The 19,576-nt window shown below is 66.7% G+C and carries 21 protein-coding genes; 7 read left to right on the forward strand and 14 right to left on the reverse strand.

The window, feature by feature from the left end; all coding sequences use genetic code 11:
* Window positions 1-6 precede the first annotated feature (6 nt).
* The 3 genes from D3F03_RS10930 to D3F03_RS10940 are packed head-to-tail and all read left to right on the forward strand — an operon-like array spanning window position 7 to window position 2,212.
* Window positions 7-846 carry a CheR family methyltransferase gene (locus D3F03_RS10930; protein ID WP_119109369.1) on the forward strand — a complete coding sequence of 280 codons (840 nt, stop codon included), beginning with the start codon at window positions 7-9 and terminating at the stop codon, window positions 844-846.
* Window positions 843-1,070: a hypothetical protein gene (locus tag D3F03_RS10935; protein WP_119109370.1), complete on the forward strand. Its 228-nt coding sequence runs from the start codon at window positions 843-845 to the stop codon at window positions 1,068-1,070. The genes D3F03_RS10930 and D3F03_RS10935 overlap by 4 nt, the downstream gene beginning before the upstream one ends.
* The gene (locus D3F03_RS10940) at window positions 1,067-2,212 is read left to right on the forward strand and encodes a hybrid sensor histidine kinase/response regulator (RefSeq protein ID WP_199665443.1); all 1,146 of its coding nucleotides are present in this window, start codon (window positions 1,067-1,069) and stop codon (window positions 2,210-2,212) included. The genes D3F03_RS10935 and D3F03_RS10940 overlap by 4 nt, the downstream gene beginning before the upstream one ends.
* 5 nt (window positions 2,213-2,217) lie before the next feature.
* Here D3F03_RS10940 and D3F03_RS10945 read toward each other — a convergent pair whose 3' ends face one another.
* The 4 genes from D3F03_RS10945 to recG all read right to left on the reverse strand — a co-directional run bounded on the left by D3F03_RS10945 (window position 2,218) and on the right by recG (window position 6,413).
* Window positions 2,218-2,580 (reverse strand): response regulator, encoded by a 363-nt coding sequence (locus tag D3F03_RS10945; protein ID WP_119109371.1) that lies wholly within the window; start codon window positions 2,578-2,580, stop codon window positions 2,218-2,220.
* A gap of 98 nt (window positions 2,581-2,678) precedes the next feature.
* Complete coding sequence (locus tag D3F03_RS10950; RefSeq protein ID WP_119109372.1) at window positions 2,679-3,197, reverse strand: Dps family protein; 519 nt, start codon at window positions 3,195-3,197, stop codon at window positions 2,679-2,681.
* Between the two features lie 55 nt (window positions 3,198-3,252).
* Entirely contained in the window at window positions 3,253-4,218 is a 966-nt protein-coding gene (locus D3F03_RS10955; protein ID WP_119109373.1) for a LysR substrate-binding domain-containing protein, read from the reverse strand.
* Window positions 4,219-4,316: 98 nt separating this feature from the next.
* A complete protein-coding gene (gene recG, locus D3F03_RS10960) occupies window positions 4,317-6,413 on the reverse strand; it encodes an ATP-dependent DNA helicase RecG (protein WP_119109374.1) in 2,097 nt (698 codons plus the stop codon).
* A gap of 134 nt (window positions 6,414-6,547) precedes the next feature.
* Here recG and D3F03_RS10965 point away from each other — a divergent pair, with 134 nt between their 5' ends.
* Together D3F03_RS10965 and D3F03_RS10970 are read left to right on the forward strand one after the other, a co-directional pair.
* Entirely contained in the window at window positions 6,548-7,843 is a 1,296-nt protein-coding gene (locus D3F03_RS10965) for an HD-GYP domain-containing protein (RefSeq protein WP_119109375.1), read from the forward strand.
* Window positions 7,840-8,790: a 1-phosphofructokinase family hexose kinase gene (locus tag D3F03_RS10970; RefSeq protein ID WP_119109516.1), complete on the forward strand. Its 951-nt coding sequence runs from the start codon at window positions 7,840-7,842 to the stop codon at window positions 8,788-8,790. Before D3F03_RS10965 ends, D3F03_RS10970 begins: the two co-directional genes overlap by 4 nt.
* Window positions 8,791-8,818: 28 nt before the next feature.
* Here the strand turns inward: D3F03_RS10970 and D3F03_RS10975 are convergent, their stop codons facing one another.
* Window positions 8,819-9,967, reverse strand: a complete 1,149-nt coding sequence (locus D3F03_RS10975) for a GGDEF domain-containing protein (RefSeq protein WP_119109376.1) — start codon at window positions 9,965-9,967, stop codon at window positions 8,819-8,821.
* A 185-nt stretch (window positions 9,968-10,152) separates the two neighbouring features.
* On the opposite strand from D3F03_RS10975, the gene queA reads away from it, so the two are divergent.
* Entirely contained in the window at window positions 10,153-11,298 is a 1,146-nt protein-coding gene (queA, locus tag D3F03_RS10980; protein WP_119109377.1) for a tRNA preQ1(34) S-adenosylmethionine ribosyltransferase-isomerase QueA, read from the forward strand.
* A gap of 52 nt (window positions 11,299-11,350) precedes the next feature.
* Here the strand turns inward: queA and trpB are convergent, their stop codons facing one another.
* From trpB to D3F03_RS11000, 4 genes are all read right to left on the reverse strand, one after another.
* Window positions 11,351-12,550 (reverse strand): tryptophan synthase subunit beta, encoded by a 1,200-nt coding sequence (gene trpB, locus D3F03_RS10985; protein ID WP_119109378.1) that lies wholly within the window; start codon window positions 12,548-12,550, stop codon window positions 11,351-11,353.
* A 198-nt stretch (window positions 12,551-12,748) separates the two neighbouring features.
* Entirely contained in the window at window positions 12,749-13,456 is a 708-nt protein-coding gene (locus D3F03_RS10990; protein ID WP_158606156.1) for a hypothetical protein, read from the reverse strand.
* Complete coding sequence (locus D3F03_RS10995; RefSeq protein WP_119109380.1) at window positions 13,437-13,691, reverse strand: helix-turn-helix domain-containing protein; 255 nt, start codon at window positions 13,689-13,691, stop codon at window positions 13,437-13,439. The genes D3F03_RS10990 and D3F03_RS10995 overlap by 20 nt, the downstream gene beginning before the upstream one ends.
* A 20-nt stretch (window positions 13,692-13,711) precedes the next feature.
* A complete protein-coding gene (locus D3F03_RS11000; protein WP_245960574.1) occupies window positions 13,712-14,311 on the reverse strand; it encodes a DUF2975 domain-containing protein in 600 nt (199 codons plus the stop codon).
* Between the two features lie 74 nt (window positions 14,312-14,385).
* On the opposite strand from D3F03_RS11000, the gene D3F03_RS11005 reads away from it, so the two are divergent.
* A complete protein-coding gene (locus D3F03_RS11005; RefSeq protein WP_147414718.1) occupies window positions 14,386-15,063 on the forward strand; it encodes a hypothetical protein in 678 nt (225 codons plus the stop codon).
* A 23-nt stretch (window positions 15,064-15,086) separates the two neighbouring features.
* Here D3F03_RS11005 and D3F03_RS11010 read toward each other — a convergent pair whose 3' ends face one another.
* From D3F03_RS11010 to D3F03_RS11030, 5 genes are all read right to left on the reverse strand, one after another.
* Entirely contained in the window at window positions 15,087-15,800 is a 714-nt protein-coding gene (locus D3F03_RS11010) for a uracil-DNA glycosylase (protein WP_119109382.1), read from the reverse strand.
* An 87-nt stretch (window positions 15,801-15,887) separates the two neighbouring features.
* Window positions 15,888-16,688, reverse strand: coding sequence for an indole-3-glycerol phosphate synthase TrpC (gene trpC, locus D3F03_RS11015; protein WP_119109383.1), 801 nt, complete (start codon window positions 16,686-16,688; stop codon window positions 15,888-15,890).
* A 2-nt stretch (window positions 16,689-16,690) separates the two neighbouring features.
* On the reverse strand, window positions 16,691-17,728 hold the full coding sequence (gene trpD / locus D3F03_RS11020) for an anthranilate phosphoribosyltransferase (protein WP_119109384.1): 1,038 nt from the start codon (window positions 17,726-17,728) through the stop codon (window positions 16,691-16,693).
* A 27-nt stretch (window positions 17,729-17,755) separates the two neighbouring features.
* Window positions 17,756-18,862: a low-specificity L-threonine aldolase gene (gene ltaE / locus D3F03_RS11025; RefSeq protein WP_119109385.1), complete on the reverse strand. Its 1,107-nt coding sequence runs from the start codon at window positions 18,860-18,862 to the stop codon at window positions 17,756-17,758.
* Between the two features lie 46 nt (window positions 18,863-18,908).
* Entirely contained in the window at window positions 18,909-19,562 is a 654-nt protein-coding gene (locus D3F03_RS11030) for a LysE family translocator (RefSeq protein ID WP_119109386.1), read from the reverse strand.
* Between the last annotated feature and the right edge of the window lie 14 nt (window positions 19,563-19,576).

Here is a 19,576-nt window from a genome sequence, read left to right on the forward strand (position 1 = left end):
TCCTCCATGCCCCACCGCGAACGCAGCAAGACGTTGGACATCGAGCAGCGGCTCCTGATCGACGCCATCTACCTGCGCTACCACTACGACTTTCGCTCCTATGCCCAGGCGTCGCTGTGCCGCCGTCTGAATGCGGCGCTGGCGCGGTTCCAGTGCAAAACCCTTTCGCAGCTGCAGGACCGCGTGCTGCACGAGCCCGACGTGTTTGCCGGCATGCTTGACTACCTGACGGTGCAGGTGAGCGACATGTTCCGCGACCCCGACTACTTTCGCGCGCTGCGCGAGCAGGTGCTGCCGCATTTGCACACCTACCCCTTGCTCAAGATCTGGGTGGCGGGCTGCAGCACGGGCGAAGAGGTGTATTCCCTGGCCGTTCTGCTGCAGGAAGCCGGGCTGCTGGAACGCACCTTCATCTACGCCACCGACATCAACGCCAAGGCCCTGCAAGCCGCAAGTGCCGGCGTGTTCGACGTCGAGCGCGTGCCGGCTTTCTCGCAGAACCACGCCGCCTCGGGCGCCGTGACCTCGCTGTCGGACTACTACACCGCCGCCTACGGACGCGTGGTGTTCCACAAATCGCTGCGCGACCACATGGTGTTCTCGGACCACAGCCTGGCGACGGACAGCGTGTTTTCCGAAGTGCACCTGGTGTCGTGCCGCAACGTGCTGATCTATTTCGAGCGCGCGTTGCAGGACCGCGCCCTCGGGCTGTTTCGCGAGGCCCTGTGCCAGCGTGGTTTTCTGGGCCTGGGCAGCAAGGAATCGCTGCGCTTTTCTACCCAGGCCGACGCGTTCGAGGACTGCGTTCCGCTGCAGTGCATCTACCGCAAGAAGGCTTTGGCGTGAACACCTCCACCCGGACTTTCGAGGCCATTGCCATCGTGATAGGCGGCTCTGCCAGCGCCGTTGATCAGGCCAAGGGCCTGTACCTCGTGCAAGCGCCCGACAGCGCCTCCTCGCCCACCATGCCACGGGCTGTGCTGTCACGGATCCCGCAGGTTCCCTATGTCCTGAGCCCTGTGGCGATGGCCGAAACCCTCACCCGACTGCATACCCGAGGATTGCTGTGAAACGATCTGCCAATCTGGATGCGCAAGTCGCGGCACCGATCAAGTGCCTGATCGTCGACGACATTGCCGAGAACCTCGTTGCCCTCGAAGCCTTGCTGCAACGGGACGACCTGCTGGTCCTCAAGGCACAGTCAGGTGCCCAAGCCCTGGAGTTGCTGCTCGAACACGACGACATCGCGCTCGCGCTGCTCGATGTGCAAATGCCCGAGATGACCGGTTTTGAATTGGCCGAGATAATCCGCGGGCGCGAACGCACGCGCCACATTCCTCTGATTTTCGTGACCGCGGGCACACAGAACAGTGACTGGCAGTTCAAGGGTTACGACGCCGGAGCAGTGGATTTTCTCTACAAGCCTATTGATCCCCATATGCTGCTCAGCAAGGTGGAGGTGTTCTTCACGCTGCACCGCCAGAAGCGCACGTTGGCGCGCGAACTGGCCGAGCGCACGGAGGCGCTGCGCATCAACGAAATGTTCATGGCCGTCTTGAGCCACGACCTGCGCACGCCGCTGACCTCGGTCACCCTGGCATCGGGCGCGCTGGTTCGCGCCTGCACGGACAAAAAGAACGCGGCGCTGGCGGGCCGCATCCTGTCCAGCGCGCGGCGCATGGACGGCATGATCGAAAACTTGCTCGACCTCACACGCATTCGCCAGCATGGGGGCCTGAGCCTGCATCCGGGTCCACTCGATCTGGGCGAACTGTGCGCACGCGTTGTCGAGGAACTGCGGGACCACGGCACCCGAGAGGTGGTGCTCAGCAGCGCGGGCGTGCTTTCAGGTTCCTGGGACGGTGACCGCCTGGCCCAGGTGCTGACCAACCTGCTTGGCAATGCGCTGCGGCATGGCGCAGCCGATCAACCCATTGGTCTGCACCTGGACGGCACCCACACGAGCGCCATTCGCATGGAGATCAGCAACGGTGGTTGCATCCCTGCCGACCTGCTGCCGCTGCTGTTCACGCCATTTCGCAGTAGCGCAAGCAAAGGGGGGCGCCGCGATGGACTGGGACTGGGCCTGTACATCGTGCAGCAGATCGTCACGAGCCACGGCGGCGGCATTGCAGTGCACAGCGCGGACGACCACACCCGCTTTACTGTGACGCTTCCGCGAAACACTGGATCGTCGCCGCCCAGCCGATGAATGGACTAATCGGCGCTGAGTGCCTGCTCAATCTCCCGCAGCAGAGCGTCGAGCTGTTCCAATTCAAACGGTTTGAGCAGCGTGCGCACATGCGGCCCCCAGGCCTGCGCATGCTTGCCCAGCTCGTAGCCCGAGCACAGCACCACCCAGCGGTCCGGGTTCCTGGTCAACAACTGGTGCGCAAACTCGATCCCAGAGAGTCCGGGCAAACTCACGTCGGTCACCACCACATCGAAGGGGGTCTGCACGTCCTGCGCCATGCCCTGCTCTGCACTTTCGCACAGCACCACCGAGCGCCCTTCGCCCTCCATCAGCATGCCGATGGTTTCACGCAGATCCTCATGGTCTTCAACGTACAGAATTCGCATGGAGTGCTGGCCCGAACCCGGATGGTGGTCAATCCAACGATCATCTCAAGGGCGACGCGCTCAACTTTGTAGGACAGCGTCTTGAAACCAGGCGACGCCTACTCCTCCAGCAGCGAGCGCAACATCCAGGCAGTCTGCTCGTGCACCGTCAAGCGCTGGGTGAGCAGGTCGGCCGTGGGCTCGTCGCCCACCTTGTCGGCCAGCGGGAACAGCTCGCGTGCCGTGCGCGCCACCGCCTCATGGCCCGTCACCAGCACACGCACCATGTCCAGTGCGCGCGGTGGCGTAGCGGGTGCATCGGGCAGGCTGGCAAGCTTGCCGAACTGGGCGTAGGAACCCGGCGCCACATGGCCGAGCGAGCGGATGCGCTCGGCAATCGGATCCACCGCGTTCCACAACTCGGTGTACTGGCCCATGAACATCAGGTGCAGGGTGTTGAACATCGGCCCTGTGACATTCCAATGGAAGTTGTGCGTGGTCAGGTACAGGGTATAGGTGTCCGCCAGCAGGTGCGAAAGGCCTTTGGCAATGCCGGCGCGGTCTTTCTCGGAAATACCGATGTTGATGCGCGGCACGGCGGCGGTTTTGTCGGTGGATTTGGCGGGTGCTTTGGCCATTGGGTTCTCCTTGATGGTGTTAAGAACAGTCACTTTGGTCCACTATAGGCCGCATTCAGGTGAGGCGTTTGACGCCGGGCAAGCCACAGGCCACCACCGCATTGCGCAGCGCAGCAATCGCCTCGTAGCGCGTGAAGCTGCGCCGCCACACCAGCACCACGCGGCGCGTGGGCGGGGCGCTGCCGTCGGGCTCGACGATGGGCAGGTAGCGGATATGCGGGTCATCAGCGTGGCGCCGCCGGGGGGCGCTGGTCAGCGCCGCATCCGGCACGGCCAGGCGCGGCACCAGCGTCACGCCCATGCCGGCGGCCACCATGTGCTTGATGGTTTCCAGCGATGAGCCTTCAAAGCGCTTGTGGATGCCGTCGCCCTGTGGAGCCACCCGAGCAAATTCCGGGCACACCTCCAGCACATGGTCGCGAAAACAGTGGCCGGCGCCCAGCAGCAGCACATGCTCGTTCTTCAGCTCCTCGGTGCAGACCGATTCCTGCTGCGCCAGCGGGTGCTTGCCGGGGACCGCCGCCAGAAACGGCTCGTCGTACAGCGGCGCACTGGCGAGGCCCGCATCGGGAAACGGCTCCGCCAGGATGGCGCAATCGATCTCGCCGGTGCGCAGCATTTCCAGCAATTTGACGGTGAAGTTCTCTTGCAGGATGAGCGGCATCTGCGGCGTGCGCTCAATGACGCTGCGCACCAGCTCAGGCAGCAAATAGGGACCGATGGTGTAGATCACCCCCAGGGTGAGCGGCCCGCTCAAAGGGTCTTTGCCGCGCAGCGCAATCTCTTTAATAGCCGCCGCCTGCTCCAGCACCGCCTGCGCCTGGCGCACGATCTCTTCACCCAGCGGCGTTACCGAGACGTCCCCCGCGCTGCGCTCGAAGAGCTTGAGATCGAGCTCTTCTTCCAGTTTCTTGACCGCCACCGACAGCGTCGGCTGCGAGACATGGCAGGCTTCTGCCGCGCGCCCGAAATGGCGCTCGCGGGCGACGGCGACGATGTATTTGAGTTCGGTGAGGGTCATGGGGGCAGGCAACTATCGCGGCACAGGCCCCTGCCCGCAGCGCGCAGCGCTGCGGGAGGAGGGGGAAGCGGCGAAGCCGCGCAGGGGGTGGTCACAATTCAAGCCTTGAGGTAGTCGGATTTTCCGCCCAGCCAGCGCTCCAGGTGCTGCGCCGCCAATTCGGGATGGTGCTCCAGCATTTTCGGCGCGGTTGCGCGCGCCCAGTCCAGCAGGTGCGTGTCGGTGGCGAGGTCGGCAAAACGCAGGAGCGCGTCGCCCGACTGGCGTGCCCCCAGGAATTCTCCGGGGCCACGGATTTCAAGGTCCCGCCGTGCGATCTCGAAGCCATCGCTGGTCTCTGCCATGGCGCGCAGGCGCTCTTTCGCCGTCTCGCCGACACGCCCGCTGTCGTTGGTGGCGTACAGCAGCACACAGGCCGAGGCAGTGGCGCCCCGCCCCACCCGGCCGCGCAGCTGGTGCAGCTGCGAGAGACCAAAGCGCTCCGCGTGCTCGATGACCATGAGCGAGGCGTTGGGCACGTCCACGCCGACCTCGATGACGGTGGTGCTGACCAGCACACCCAGATGGCCTTCGGTAAACAGCGCCATCACGGCCTTCTTTTCGGCGCTCGGCATGCGCGAATGCAGCAGGCCGACCGCCACGCCAGGCAGCGCCTCGCTCAGCTCGGCATGCACGGCAGTGGCGTTGGAAAGATCCAGCGCCTCGCTCTCTTCGATCAGCGGGCAGACCCAGTACACCTGGCGCCCCTCGGCGACCTGCGCGGCGATGCGCGCGATGACTTCATCCTTGCGGCTGTCGGCAATGAGCTTGGTGACCACCGGCGTGCGGCCAGGGGGCAGCTCGTCGATGACCGAGACATCCAGGTCGGCGTAGTAGCTCATGGCCAGGGTGCGCGGGATGGGCGTGGCGCTCATCATCAGCATGTGCGGCTCCATGCCGTGCGCGGCGAGCTTTTGGCGCAGCGCCAGGCGCTGGAGCACGCCAAAGCGGTGCTGCTCATCGACGATGGCCAGCGCCAGCCGATCAAACGCGACCTGCTCCTGGATGACGGCGTGCGTGCCGACCACCAGCGCCGCCTCGCCGCTGGCCACCCGCGCCAGGGCCGCCGTACGTTCCTTTTTTCTCTGGCCGCCCACCAGCCAGGCGACGCTGCGGCCCTCTGCCGCCAGCAGGGGCTCCAGCCAGCCGAGCAGCTTGGCGAAATGCTGCGCAGCGAGGATTTCGGTCGGCGCCATCAGCGCGCACTGCCAGCCTGCGTCAATGGCGCGGGTGGCGGCAAGCGCTGCCACCACCGTTTTTCCCGAGCCCACGTCGCCTTGCAGCAAGCGGTGCATGGGCTGCGCGCGCGCCAGGTCGGCGCCGATTTCCCGCACGACGCGCACCTGCGCCGCCGTGAGCGCGAAGGGCAACCCAGCCTGCAATCGGGCGGTGAGCGATGCGCCATCCTGCACGAGCGCCAGCACCGGTGCACGCAGGCGCGAGCGCTCGCGCCGCGCCTGGAACTGCGAGAGCTGCTGCGCCAGCAGCTCCTCGGCCTTGAGCCGTTGCCAGGCCGGGTGGCTGTGGTCTTCCAGCGCCGCCAACGCCACATCAGGCGTTGGGCGGTGCAAAAAAGTGAGCGCATCACGCAGGCACATCAAGCGCTGGAGGCTATTTTGGCTTGAAAAATAAGCGTGCGGAGGGGCGAGTTCCGGCACCAGGGTTTCCGGCAGGTCCACGCGCGTCAGGGCACTGGCAACCAACCGGCGCAGCAAGGGCTGGGGCAAGCCGGCCGCTGTCGGGTAGACAGGCGTCAGGGCCGTGGGCAGTTCGCCGCCTGCCGCACGAAACACCGGGTGCAGCATCTGCCGGCCCCAGAAACCTCCCCGCATTTCGCCCCGGATACGCAGGCGCGCGCCCACCGCCAGCGTCTTTTGTTGCGACGGGTAGAAGCTGAAGAAGCGCAGCGTGCAGTCGCCCGACGCGTCCTGCACCTGCACCACGAGCTGGCGGCGCGGGCGCAACTGCACTTCGCTGGCGGTGACGGTGGCTTCGATTTGCGCCAGCTGACCATCGCGCGCGCTGGCGATCGGCACGATGCGGGTCTCGTCCTCGTAGCGCAGCGGCAGGTGCAGCGCCAGGTCGATGTCGCGCCTGAGGCCCAGTTTGTGCAGGGCCTTTTGAATGGCAGGGGCAAGGGCGCGGGGCGCAGGCATGGTGGAAGCAGCAAGCGTATCGAACGCCAAGCATAGACGGGACGGAGCATCCCCCGCCGCAGTCCGCACGCCAGCCCAGGAACATGCCGGCCATCTAGAATCGGTCCTTCCCTGACCGCACCTCCTGCCCCGCCATGCTCAAGCGCATTCAAACCCGCGACCTCGTGCTCGGCATGTATGTGCAGGAGTTCTGCGGCTCATGGATGGACCACCCGTTCTGGCGGGCGAAGTTTTTGCTCAAAGAGCCGTCCGACCTGGCGCGTATTCGTGCCACCAGCATCACCGAATTGTGGATTGACACCGATCGTGGGCAAGACGTCGCCGCAGGCACGGTGACGCTCACGCAGGAAGAGGTCGAAGCGCGCATCGACACCGATTTCAGCGATCTGGCCGCGATGCACGCCATGGAAAGCACCGCCGCGGCCAAGCCGCGCCCAGCACCGATGGCGCCGCCGTGCCGCAACGCACTGGCCAGCATGCAGGACGAATTGCGCGCCGCGGCTGCCATTTGCAGCCGGGGAAAAGATGCGGTGATCTCGATGTTCAGCGAAGCCCGCATGGGGCGTGCGGTGGACGCCGCTCAGGCACAGCGCCTGGCGCAGGAAATCAACGATTCCGTGACGCGCAACCCAGGCGCGCTCATCAGCCTGGCACGGCTGAAGACGGCCGACGACTACACCTACCTGCATTCGGTGGCGGTCTGCGCGCTGATGGTGGCACTCTCGCGCCAACTGGGCCTTAGCGAGGCGCACACGCGCAGCGCGGGCCTGGCCGGCCTGCTGCACGACCTGGGCAAGGCGGCGGTCCCGATCGAGGTGCTGAACAAGCCCGGCAAGCTCACCGACGAGGAGTTCGACATGGTGCGCCGGCACCCCGTCGCGGGCTACGAAATGCTCAAGGAGGCCGGCCAGGTGGGCGCGCCGGTACTCGATGCCTGCCGACACCACCACGAGAAGATGGATGGCACGGGCTACCCGGACCGGTTGGCGGGAGAAAAAATCAGCCTCATCGCCCGCATGGCGGCGGTGTGCGACGTGTACGACGCGATTACATCCGACCGCGCCTACAAACGCGGCTGGGACCCTTCCGAATCGCTGCGCCGCATGGCCGAATGGACCGGGGGACATTTCGACGCCCGCGTCTTCCAGGCTTTCGTCAAGAGCATCGGCATCTATCCCGTGGGCTCGTTGGTGCGCCTGGTGTCGGGGCGCCTGGCGGTCGTGACCGAACAGGGCAGCCGCTCGCTAGTCACCCCGAAGGTGAAGGTGTTTTACTCGACACGCTCCAACCTGCGCATTGCCCCGGAAATCATCGATCTCGGTGCCGTCGGGTGCAACGACCGCATCGCGGCGCGCGAAGACCCGGCGAAATGGAACTTCCCCGACCTCAACGCAATGTGGTCGGGCCTGCCCAGCCACGCCCCGGCATGAGCGCCATTCGCACGCTCACGCCCAATCCGGCACTGGACCTCTCGGCGCGCACGGCGAAGGTCGAGCCGACCCACAAGCTGCGCTGCAGCGACCTGCAGCGCCACGCCGGCGGCGGCGGCATCAACGTGGCGCGCATGCTCCACCGTCTGGGGGTCGATGTGCGGGCCCACTACCTGGCCGGCGGCGTGGCGGGTGCGCAGCTCACAGCGCTGTTGGCTCAGGAGGGTGTGCCCGCGCAGTGCCAGCCCATTGCCGGAGAAACGCGCGAAAACCTGTCCGTGCTGGACAAGGCCAGCGGCCAGGAGTTTCGCTTCGTCATGCCAGGCCCGCAGCTCGCGCAGCAGGAGTGGCAGACCTGCCTGTCCGCCATGGCAAGCCTCCATCCGGCGCCGCAGTGGCTGGTGGCCAGCGGCAGCCTGCCACCCGGCGCGCCAGACGATTTTTACGCGCGCCTGGCACGTCAAGCGCAGAACGCTGGCGTGGCCCTGGCACTCGACACCTCTGGCGCCGCCCTGGCGCATGCCATGGACGCGGGCGTAGCGCTGGTCAAGCCCAGCCTGGGCGAGCTGCGCAGTCTCACCGGCCTGCCGCTTGCCGAGCAACATGAAGCCATCGCCGCCGCCACCGCGCTGGTGCAGCGCGGTGCAGCGCACATGGTGGCGCTCAGCCTGGGGGCGGAAGGTGCCGTGCTCGCTACAGCGCACGGCGTGTGGCAGGCACCCGCCGTGCCTGTGACCGCGGCGCAAGGCACTACCGGCGCAGGGGACTGTTTTCTGGGGGGGCTGCTGGCAGCGTTGGTACGGGGAAAAACCCCGCCAGAGGCTTTGCGTTGGGCCACCGCCGCCGGTGCTGCCTCGCTGCTGGCCAGCGGCACGGCGCTGGCCAGTGCGGCGGATGTGGGCAAGCTGCTGGTCCAGGTAATGGTCTCGCCGGTCGCTGCGATATAGCCCCGAGCAAGCCCCCCCGCGCAGCGGGTCAGCGCGGCGCCAGCACCCAGCGGTTGCGCCCGCCAGCCTTCGCCTCGTACAGCGCGGCGTCGGCTTCCTCCACCAGGCGGCTGCTGCCATCTTTGTGGGGCGGCACCTGCGCGGCGACGCCCACGCTCACACTCACACAGGGCGACACCTGGGACGCGCCATGCACCAGGCCAAGCGCCGCCACATTCGCCACGACACGCGCGGCCACGGTGGTGGCGCCTTCGGCATCGGTGTCGGGCAGGATGACGGCCAGCTCTTCGCCACCGTAGCGTGCCACCAGGTCGGTACTGCGCGTCAGGGTGTCCTCCACTGCACGCGCCACCGCCTGCAGGCACGCGTCCCCCTTGGGATGGCCATGGCAATCGTTGAACTGCTTGAAATGATCGACATCGATCATCAGCAAGGCCAGCGGCTGCTCGCGCCGAAATGCCGCGGCGCAGGCCTGCGCCAGACGTTCATCAAAATAGCCCCGGTTGGCGATGCCCAGCAGGCCGTCGGTGCGGGAGAACGCCTCCAATTGGAGATTGGCGTTGAGCAACTCTTCGTTGGCGTGCGCGAGCTCCTGGGTGCGCCCGGCCACACGCATCTCCAGTTGTCGGTTGACGTCGATCAGCCCGGCGTTTTGCTGCGCCAGTACATGGTAGAGCCGGGCGATCAGTTTGAGCAGCGCCTGCGTGGTTTTGCTCTCGGGGAAGTCCTTCTCGTTGCGCCATGCCTGCTCGGGCGTGGTGCCCGCGGCAATGGCCACGATCTGCCGCGCCAGCGCCTGGTCGGTTCCCAGGATGTGCAGCCCCAGCCAGGAGGTAAGAAATCCGATGATGGACTCGGCCGTGTCCGGCATGGAATGGCGCGCCGACCAGATGGTGCGGATCTGCTCGACAAAGTGCGCGTGCTCAGCCTCGTGCGACACAATGTGGCGCGGGTCGAGTCCCACGCCCCGCATCAGCGCTTCCTCGTCGGCAAAGTGGTATTCGGTATAGGCCACCAGACGCGCAAACGTGTCGTTCAGCAGGGCCTCGCGATCGTCCAGATCGGTGCTCTGGAAGGTGCTGCTCAGTTCATTGAACAGATCCACCAGCGCGTGGTGCTGGACATCCACGTCCTCGACGCCTGTGATGAAGTTCTGGTCCCAGACAAAGGCATCCATGGGCGCTGTCCTTGAAAAATCGTGTGCCATACAAGCTCAAGAGCCTGTTCAAAGTCTTTTTGGTGTCCAAAAAGACTCTGAACAGACTCTAAGCGCCCCAGGCGGTGCGCGGTTTGACACAATCGCGCCCTTTTCTCCTGATTTTCCCGATCTTTTCTAAGCGGGCCTGTTCAGCCCCTTGCCCTATGACGTCCCATTTACCCGATTCCACCGCGCGCGCCTTCACCCTCAGCGATTTTGATTTCGATCTGCCCCCCGAGCGCATCGCCCAGCACCCTGCGCCCGAGCGCAGCAGCTCGCGCCTGCTCGATGGGCGCGGCAACGCCCCCCGCGACCGCATCTTCCGCGAACTCCCGGCCTTGCTGCGGGACGGTGACTTGCTGGTGTTCAACGACACCCGTGTCGTCAAGGCGCGCATCTTTGGCGAGAAGGACAGCGGCGGCAAGCTCGAACTGTTGATCGAGCGCGTGCTGACGGGCCACGCCGGCTGCGAGGTGGTGGCGCACATGAAGGTCAGCAAGAAGCCGCCCGTGGGCGCGCGCATCCACTTGGCGGGGGGCATGGCAGCCGGCGGTTTTGACGCCACGCTGCTGTCCCGCTGGCCCGATGCCGAAGGCCCGCTGTTTCGCTTTGCCTTGCACGGACCCGCTGGCGAGAGCGCCTGGGAGCTGATGGAGCGCTGCGGCCACCTGCCACTGCCGCCCTACATAGCCCGCGACCAGGCCAGCGGCCACGACGCCGACGAAGCGCAAGACTCCGAACGCTACCAGACGGTGTTTGCCCGTGCCCCCGGTGCGGTGGCGGCGCCCACCGCCGCCCTGCACTTTGACAACGCGGTACTCGCCGACCTGGCCGAGCGCGGCGTCGAGCGCGCCAGCGTCACGCTGCATGTGGGTGCGGGCACCTTCCAGCCGGTGAAAACGGAGAACCTGGCCGAGCACCGCATGCACGCCGAGTGGTATTCCATCCCGAGCGCCACGCTGGCGGCGCTGGAGCGCTGCCGCCAGCGCGGCGGCCGCGTGGTGGCCGTGGGCACGACGACGGTGCGCACGCTCGAATCCTGGGCGCAGAGCGGGCTGGCCGAGGGCGAGACGCGTATCTTCATCACGCCGGGCTTTGCCTTCCAGGTGGTGGACCTGCTGCTGACCAACTTCCACCTGCCCAAAAGCACATTGATGATGCTGGTCAGCGCCTTTGCCGGCTACGAGCGGGTGATGGCGCTGTACCGGCACGCGGTGGCGGGGCAGTACCGGTTCTTCAGCTATGGCGATGCGATGCTGCTGGCGCGCAGCGCGGCGCCCGCCTCACACCCCGAATCAACTACTGAATAGATAGCTGCCAGCGCTTATGGAATAAGCGCTGGAGGCCGATTTCACCTTAAATTTATAGCCCCAGGTGCTGGGCGACGAAATCGGCGTCCTTGTCGCCCCGGCCCGAGAGGTTGACCAGAATGTTCTGCTCGGGCGACAGGGTTTTCGCCAGCTTCATCGCATAGGCCAGCGCGTGGGCGCTTTCAAGCGCGGGGATGATGCCCTCGGTGCGCGAGAGCGCCATGAAGGCGTCCAGGCACTCGTCGTCCGTCACCGCCTCATACTGCACACGGCCCACGTCCTTGAGGTAGCAGTGCTGCGGGCCGACGCCAGGGTAGTCCAGGCCCGAGGCAATCGAATACACCGGCAGCGGCTCGCCGCGCTCGTCCTGCAGGTTGTAGCAAATGAAACCGTGGATGGCGCCTTTGGTGCCCAGCGTCATGGTGGCGGCGTGGTCGGGGGTATCCAGGCCACGTCCGGCGGGTTCCACGCCGACAAGCTGCACATCGGCATCGGGCAGGAATTCCGTGAAGATGCCCATCGCGTTCGAGCCGCCGCCCACGCAAGCCGTCACCACGTCGGGCAGGCGCTGGTGCTCTGCCAGGAACTGCGCGCGCGCCTCGCGCCCGACGATGCTCTGGAAGTCGCGCACCATCTTCGGGAACGGGTGTGGCCCCACCACCGAACCGATGGCGTAAAAGAAATGCACCGGGTCCAACATGTACTCTTCAAACGCACTGTCCACCGCGTCCTTGAGCGTGCGCGTACCGCGCGTGACGGGCACCAGCTTGGCGCCCAGAATTTTCATCTTGGTGACGTTGGGGTGCTCCTTGGCAATGTCGATCGCGCCCATGTGGATTTCGCAATCGATGCCCACCAGCGCGCAGGCCGACGCCAGCGCCACGCCGTGCTGGCCCGCGCCCGTTTCGGCCAGCACCTTGGTCTTGCCCATGTACTTGGCCAGCAGCGCTTCGCCCAGGCAATGGTTGATCTTGTGCGCGCCAGTGTGGTTCAGGTCTTCGCGCTTCAAGTGGATGTGCGCGCCACCCTGGCGATCGGACAGGCGCCTGGCATAAAAAATCGGACTCGGGCGGCCGACGTAGTGCGCGTACAGGTCGGTCAGCTCGTCCTGGAACGCCGCCGTCTTGCGGACCTCTTCGTAGGCGACGTTGATGCCGTCCATCACGGCCTTGAGCTCGGGCGGGAGGATCTGCCCCCCATATTCGCCAAAGTAGCCCTGGCTGTCGGGCATTTCCAGAAACTGCTGTGCCATGCGGTGTCCCTCTGTGTGGTGAAAAAACTGTGAAATCTTAGAGCGTGTTGGCGGGCGCAGCTCTGCCGGCTCGGCGTTATTTATTGATTCCACCTCACGAAATTGAAGCCCTTTGGCAACGGCCAGCCGCGCACGGCCATGGCATGCTGGGATCGCGTTCCACGCGATCGCTTGTGCCTTCCCGGCGGGCTGGTGGCATCAACGACAGGTGCGCGCAGGAACCATGCGGGGCGCCGCGCCCATGGTCGGCGGCTGGTCGGCGGAGGGCAGCTCCACGCAATAGTCGCCCCACGGCCCCGACACCTTCGCGGTGCGCGAGCCCCCAGGGCCACGCAGGTCGCGCACCACGGCCTCCGCGCCCATGGTGGCGGGCACTTCCCCTGCCCAGGTCTGTGGCGCATGGCCCAGCCCTTGCCGGCGCTGCCAGGCCCTCTCCCGCGCCAGCGCGTGCGCCACTACGTCTGGCCGAAGAACGGCCTGCGGTTGCGCAGCAGAAGCGGGCAGGCTTGGCGCTGGCGCTGACGCAGCGGCGGCGGCGACCACTGGCGTCTCCCTCTCAGGGCTTGCGGTGGACTGGCGCACGCGCCCCCTTGGCAGCGGCCGGACGATGGCCACCGTGGCACGCCTCATGGCCCTCGGCGCTGCGGAGCGCGCCCCGGCCGCTTCGCCAGTTTCGCCCGGCACAACCCCGGCAGCCGGTGCGGGCACAGGCGTGGGTACCAGCGCCACCCACTGCATGGCCGGGGGCTGCATCTGCGATTCAGTCGGCAGGACGGACTGGGGCACCAGCGTCCGCCACAGCACCGCCAGCCCGACGCCATGCAGCATCAGTGACCCAGCCACCGCCCAGACCAGGCGCTGGCGTGCCGGGGCAGCGCACGCCTGTTTACTGCTGCGGGGAACCACTCGCCAGACCAGCCGGTGGCGCCGCCCCTTCATCGGGAATCCAGGTCAGCAGATCCCCTGGCTGGCACTGCAAATAGCTGCAGATGGCGGACAGGGTCTCAAATCGCACGCCCTTGACCTTGCCGCTCTTGAGCAGGGACAAATTGGCCTCGGTGATGCCCACATGGGCCGCGAGATCTCGCGACTTGACCTTGCGGCGCACAAGCATCTCATCCAGCGTGACAACTATCGCCATGGGTGGGTGTCCTGGATGAATTACACGAACGCGTTGGCTTCGGCCTGCAGGCGGCAGCCCTCGGCCAGCACATGGGCCAGCAGCAGCATCATGAGCCCCACCACCAGCATGCTCATTTCAAACGAACCCAGGCCCAGCACAATCAGCCCGCCGTTCTGCCCGGACGCGAGCCACGACAGCAGCGCCGTCACCCCCATCTGGTAGAGCAGCGAGGTCACAAACATCGCCAGAAAACCCCAGCCGACACCACGAAATCCGCGCACCACCACGGGCCCGAACACCTCTCCCGCCAGAAAGGCACGGCAAATGCGGTGCACGCACCACACGGCATAGAACATGGCCAGTGCGGGGATGCACTCGAGCCCCACCCCCACCCAGCGCCACGGCAGGTCCATGGACTGTGGCGGCGTCAGGCCGGCCAGCAAGGCCTGTGCAGGCACCACGGTCAGAGGCATCCAGCCAGCCCAGCCGCCCTCCTGCCCAATCGCCGCCCAGCGCGCCAGCGAAATCCCGAACGACACCAGCGCACACACCCAACTGGCAACCAGCAAACCCCAGGCGAGGCGCCGAAACGAGGGCTCCTGCACCGGCGAACCTTGAGAGGCCATGGAAGGAAACATGGTGTGCACCTGATGAAATTTCTGTAAAACAATAATAATATTCTGTTTTACAGAAATACCATCGAACAATGGCCTTGGACCTGCCCACCCCACCCGATCGCGTCGAGCGTCCGCCCGCGCGGCAGACGGCCTCTGCGCTGCGCGCCCTCTGGCGTGTCTTGCCAGCGCTTGCCATGGCGTCGGCCATGCTGGCCGCCTGTGGCAGCGTACCCGTAACCTCGCTGTGGAAACTGCGCAAGCTCAACCTGGAGACGCTGGACCCCGCAGCGCTGCGCGCCGCGGTGGTGCACCGGCCCGGCTTGCAACTCCATGGCCAGGGCCTGGTGCTGACCGTGAGCGTGTCGCGCAAGCTGCGCCAGCCCAACGGCAGCACCGTGACCGAGCAACTGGAGGAAAAACTCCCCCTGCAGGAGCTGCGCAGCACGGCCGAACGCAGCCTGCTGGCAGAGTACGACAGCCCCCAGACCTCAACGCAGATCTGGCGCGTCGACCCCGCCGCCCTGCCCCGGCTGCAGGCCCTGCGTGCGAGGGCACTGGGCTGGAAAGGAACGGATGGCGGGCAACGCGCGCTGGGCCTGGGGCTGGAACTGGCTGGCTGCCAACAAAAGGGCGCTCACAACCGGACCGTGACCACCCTGATCCGCTTTACCGAGCCGGGCGAGTACATCCCTATCGTGCGCAACATGGATCTGGCCGAAACCATGTCCGCAGCCGATCTGAAACAACGGTTTCCAGACTGCCCCGCGGGCTGAGATCCTACGGACTCGCGGTGCCTTCAGCCCCCATGCGCCAGGCGAAACGCCCGCGCCTTGCCGAAGTGCCCGCAGCCGATGAAGGGCACGGGCGGGCGCAGGGCCGACAGGGGCGACGGATGGTTGGCACACAGCACCAGGTGCTGCGGGGCGGTGATGAGTGCGCGCTTGGATTGCGCGTGCGCGCCCCAGAGCATGAAGACCACCGGCTGCGCCTGCGCGGCAACGCGGGCGATCAGCGCATCGGTCAGCAGCTCCCAGCCGCGCCGGGCGTGGCTGCCGGGTCGGCCTTCTTCGACGGTGAGGGTGGTGTTGAGCAGCAGGGCGCCGCGCTCGGCCCAGGCCACCAGGCTGCCGCCGGGCACCGGAAACGCGGGCGGCGGCTGGCCCAGATCGCGCTCGATTTCCTTGAAGATGTTGCGCAGCGAGGGCGGCAGCGCCACGCCCGGCGCGACGGAAAACGCCAGGCCATGCGCCTGCCCCCGGCCATGGTAGGGGTCCTGGCCCAGGATGACGACGCGCACTTTCTCAGGCGGCGTGAGCTCGAGCGCGCGCAGCGGCTGCGGCGGGAAGATGCTGGCGCCAGCCGCCAGGCGCTCGCGCAGAAAGGCCAGCAACTGCACGCCAGCGGGCGAGGCAAAGAAGCCATCGACCAGCGGTTGCCAGCCTGGCGCCACCGGCCAGTCGCGCGGGTCGGCCGTCTGGAGCTGATCGGGAGGGGGGGCGTTGGATTTCATATCAAAAAGGCCTCCAGCGCTTATCCCATCTGCGCAAGCAGCTATTGGTTCAATAGTAAAGACGGCTCATACCCGTTGAAGGATGCATCACGCAAACAGCTCTGCCAGCGCCAGCCCTGGCTCCTCGGCCCGCATGAAAGCTTCGCCCACCAAAAACGCCTGCACGCCAGCGGCGCGCAGCTTCTGCACATCGGCGCGCGTGGCCACGCCCGATTCGGTCACCAGCAAGCGCCCGGCCGGCACCTGCTTTTGCAGATCCAGCGTGGTCTGCAGATTGACTTCGAAGGTCTTCAAGTTGCGGTTGTTCACGCCAATGAGCGGGGTTTGCAGGCGCAGCGCTCGCTCCATCTCGGCAGCGTCGTGCACCTCGACCAGCACCGCCATGTCAAGCGCGCGGGCAATGGCTTCAAAGTCGCGCATCTGCACATCGTCAAGGCAGGCGGCGATCAGCAGCACCGCATCGGCGCCGATGGCGCGCGACTCGTAGATTTGCCATTCGTCGACCATGAAGTCCTTGCGCAGCACCGGCAGCATGCAGCTCGCGCGCGCCTGCTTCAGGTAGTCGATGCGGCCCTGGAAATACTGCCGGTCGGTCAGCACCGAGAGGCAGGCGGCGCTGACCTGTCCATCACCCTCTGAATAGCTCTGGGCAATATCGGCGGGCTCGAAATCGGCGCGCAGCACGCCCTTGCTGGGGCTGGCCTTTTTCACCTCGGCAATCACCGCCGCCTGCCCGCGCGTGATTTTGGCGCGCAGCGCGGCCTCGAAATCGCGCGTCAGCACGCGGCTCTCGGCGTCCTGGCGGATGGTGGCCAGGGGCGTGCGCTGCTTGGCTTGTGCGACTTCTTCGTGCTTGGTGGCGACGATTTTTTGCAGGATATCGGACATGTTCAAAGTGTGGGGGCTTGGGCGTGGGTGAAGGTGACGAGCTGGTCCAGGCGCTGCTTCGCCGCACCGCTCGCCAGCGCCTCGCGCGCACGCGCCAGTCCGTCGGCAATGGATTCGGCAACACCGGCCGCATACAGCGCAGCGCCGGCGTTCAGACAGACGATGTCGGCCGCCGGGCCTTCTGCGCCGCCCAGCACGGCGAGCAGCATGTCGCGCGATTGCTCGGGCGTCTCCACGCGGAATGCCCGGTTGCTGGCCATCGCCAGGCCAAAGTCCTCCGGGTGGATTTCGTATTCCCGCACCTGGCCGTCTTTCAGCTCACCGACCAGCGTGGCCGCGCCCAGGCTGATTTCGTCCATGCCGTCGCGACCATAGACCACTAGCGCGTGCTCGGCGCCCAGGCGCTGCAGCGCGCGCACCTGGATACCGACCAAATCCGGGTGAAACACACCCATCAGGATGTTGGGCGCGCCCGCCGGGTTGGTCAGCGGCCCGAGGATGTTGAAGATGGTGCGCACGCCCAGCTCACGCCGCACCGGGGCGACGTTTTTCATGGCCGGGTGGTGGTTGGGCGCGAACATGAAGCCGATGCCGACCTCGGCAATGCTGCGCGCGATGGCCGCGGGCGGCAGGTCGATGCGCACGCCGAGCTGCTCCATCACGTCGGCGCTGCCGGACTTGCTCGACACGCTGCGCCCGCCGTGCTTGGCGGTGCGCGCACCGGCGGCGGCGGCGACAAACATGGCGCAGGTGGAAATATTGAAGCTGGCCGCGCCGTCGCCGCCCGTGCCCACGATGTCCACCAGGTGCGTGGTGTCCGCCACCGGCACCTTGGTTGAGAACTCGCGCATCACCTGCGCGGCGGCGGTGATCTCGCCAATGGTTTCCTTCTTGACGCGCAGGCCGGTGATGATGGCCGCCGTCATGACGGGCGAGAGCTCGCCCCGCATGACCATGCGCATCAGGTGCAGCATTTCGTCGTGGAAGATTTCGCGGTGTTCAACGGTGCGCTGCAGCGCTTCCTGCGGGGTGATGGACATGGGGGCGTTCCTTTCTGTAGGAAGGGGTCAGTACACCGCCGTGCCGCTGGCGGCGGGCACGGCAGCACGGTCGGGCGAATGGGCGAAGAACTGCCGCATGCAATCGAGCGCGTATTCCACGCCGGCGGCATCGACATCGAGGTGCGTGACAAAGCGCAGGCCGATCAGGCCGGTGGCGAGCACGCCGCGCTGCTGCAGCCAGTCGAGCAAGGCCGGGCCACGGCCGTCCGCCACATCGACAAACACGATGTTGGTGCTGGCCGAGCGCACCTTGAGGCCGGCTATGCCCTGCAGGCCGCCCGCCAGTTGCTGCGCCAGGGCGTGGTCTTGCGCCAGCCGGTCCACATGGTGCTCCAGCGCATGCTGCGCCGCAGCGGCCAAGAAGCCGGCCTGGCGCATGCCGCCACCGGCCATTTTCCGAATCCGCCGCGCCCGCGCGATGAGCTCGCGCGAGCCGCACAGCGCCGACCCGACGGGGGCGCCCAGGCCCTTGCTGAAGCAGACCGAAAGGCTGTCGAAATGGCCCGCGATCTCGCCGACCCGCGCAAGGGCGCTCTGGCCGGGCGCGGCGGTTGCCACGGCGGCGTTGAATACGCGTGCACCATCCAGATGGGTGGCAAGGCCGTGCGCGCGGGCAAGCTCGGTGGCGCCGCGCAGGTAGTCATCGGGCAGGGCGTGGCCGTTCCAGGTGTTCTCCAGGCACAGCAAGCGGGTGCGTGCGAAATGCGGGTCGTCGGGCTTGATGGCGGCGGCAATGTCGGCCAGCAGCATGCGGCCCTGCGCGTCCTGCACCAGGGGCTGCGGCTGCACACTGCCCAACACGGCCGCACCCCCGCCTTCATAGCGGTAGGTGTGCGCGTTCTGGCCCACGATGTACTCGTCGCCGCGCTGGCAATGCGCCAGGATGCCGCAAAGGTTGCTCTGCGTGCCGCTGGGCATGAACAGCGCGGCCTCTTTGCCGGTAATGGCGGCGATGCGCTCCTGCAAGGCATTGAGGGAAGGGTCGTCACCAAACACGTCGTCCCCGACCGGCGCGGCCACCATGGCGGCGCGCATGGCGGCCGTGGGCTGCGTGACGGTGTCGCTGCGCAGGTCGACCTGTTGCGTGGAATGGGTGGTGGTCGTGCTGCTCATGTCGGCTCCAGAAAATGCTTCCACAACGCGTGGCCGTGCCCGCGCATCATGCGGCGGCGGGCATGTCGCTCAGCGCCAGCCGCACCCCGAAACCGATGAACAGCGTGCCGGCCACGCCGTCCAGCCAGCGCATACCGCGCTGCAAGGCACCCGCGCGCCGCGCGGCCCACGCGGTGGCCAGGGCCCAGCCGCTGTTGACGAGCGTGCTGTTAAAGGTAAACAAAAGGCCCAGCGCCAGGAACATGGCGCTGGCGTGTGCGCTGCCCGGGGCAATGAACTGCGGCACGAAGGCCAGGAAGAAGAGCGCCACCTTGGGGTTGAGCACATTGGTGAGAAAGCCGCGGCGAAACACCGTGGACAGGTCCACATCCGGCGCGGCGGCGGCGCTCGCCCCCGGAGCGGTGCGCTCGCCGCGCAGGGCGGCGCGCAGCATGCGCGCACCGATCACCACCAGGTACAGCGCCCCGACCAGCTTGAGCACGCCAAACGCCGTGGCCGACGCGGCGACCAGCGCGCTGACCCCGACGGCCGCCGCCGCCACATGCACGCAGCAGCCTGCCGAAATACCGAGCGCCGCCACCACGCCGGCGCGGGCGCCACGGCGCGCGGCGTGGGCGATGATGAAGAACACGTCAGGCCCCGGCGTGAGGTTGAGCAGCAGGCCTGCGGCGACAAACAGCAACCATTGGTGAGCAGCCATAAGGGTCGATCCAA

This window comes from Simplicispira hankyongi (assembly GCF_003570885.1).
In the GTDB taxonomy this organism is placed as follows: domain Bacteria; phylum Pseudomonadota; class Gammaproteobacteria; order Burkholderiales; family Burkholderiaceae_C; genus Simplicispira; species Simplicispira hankyongi.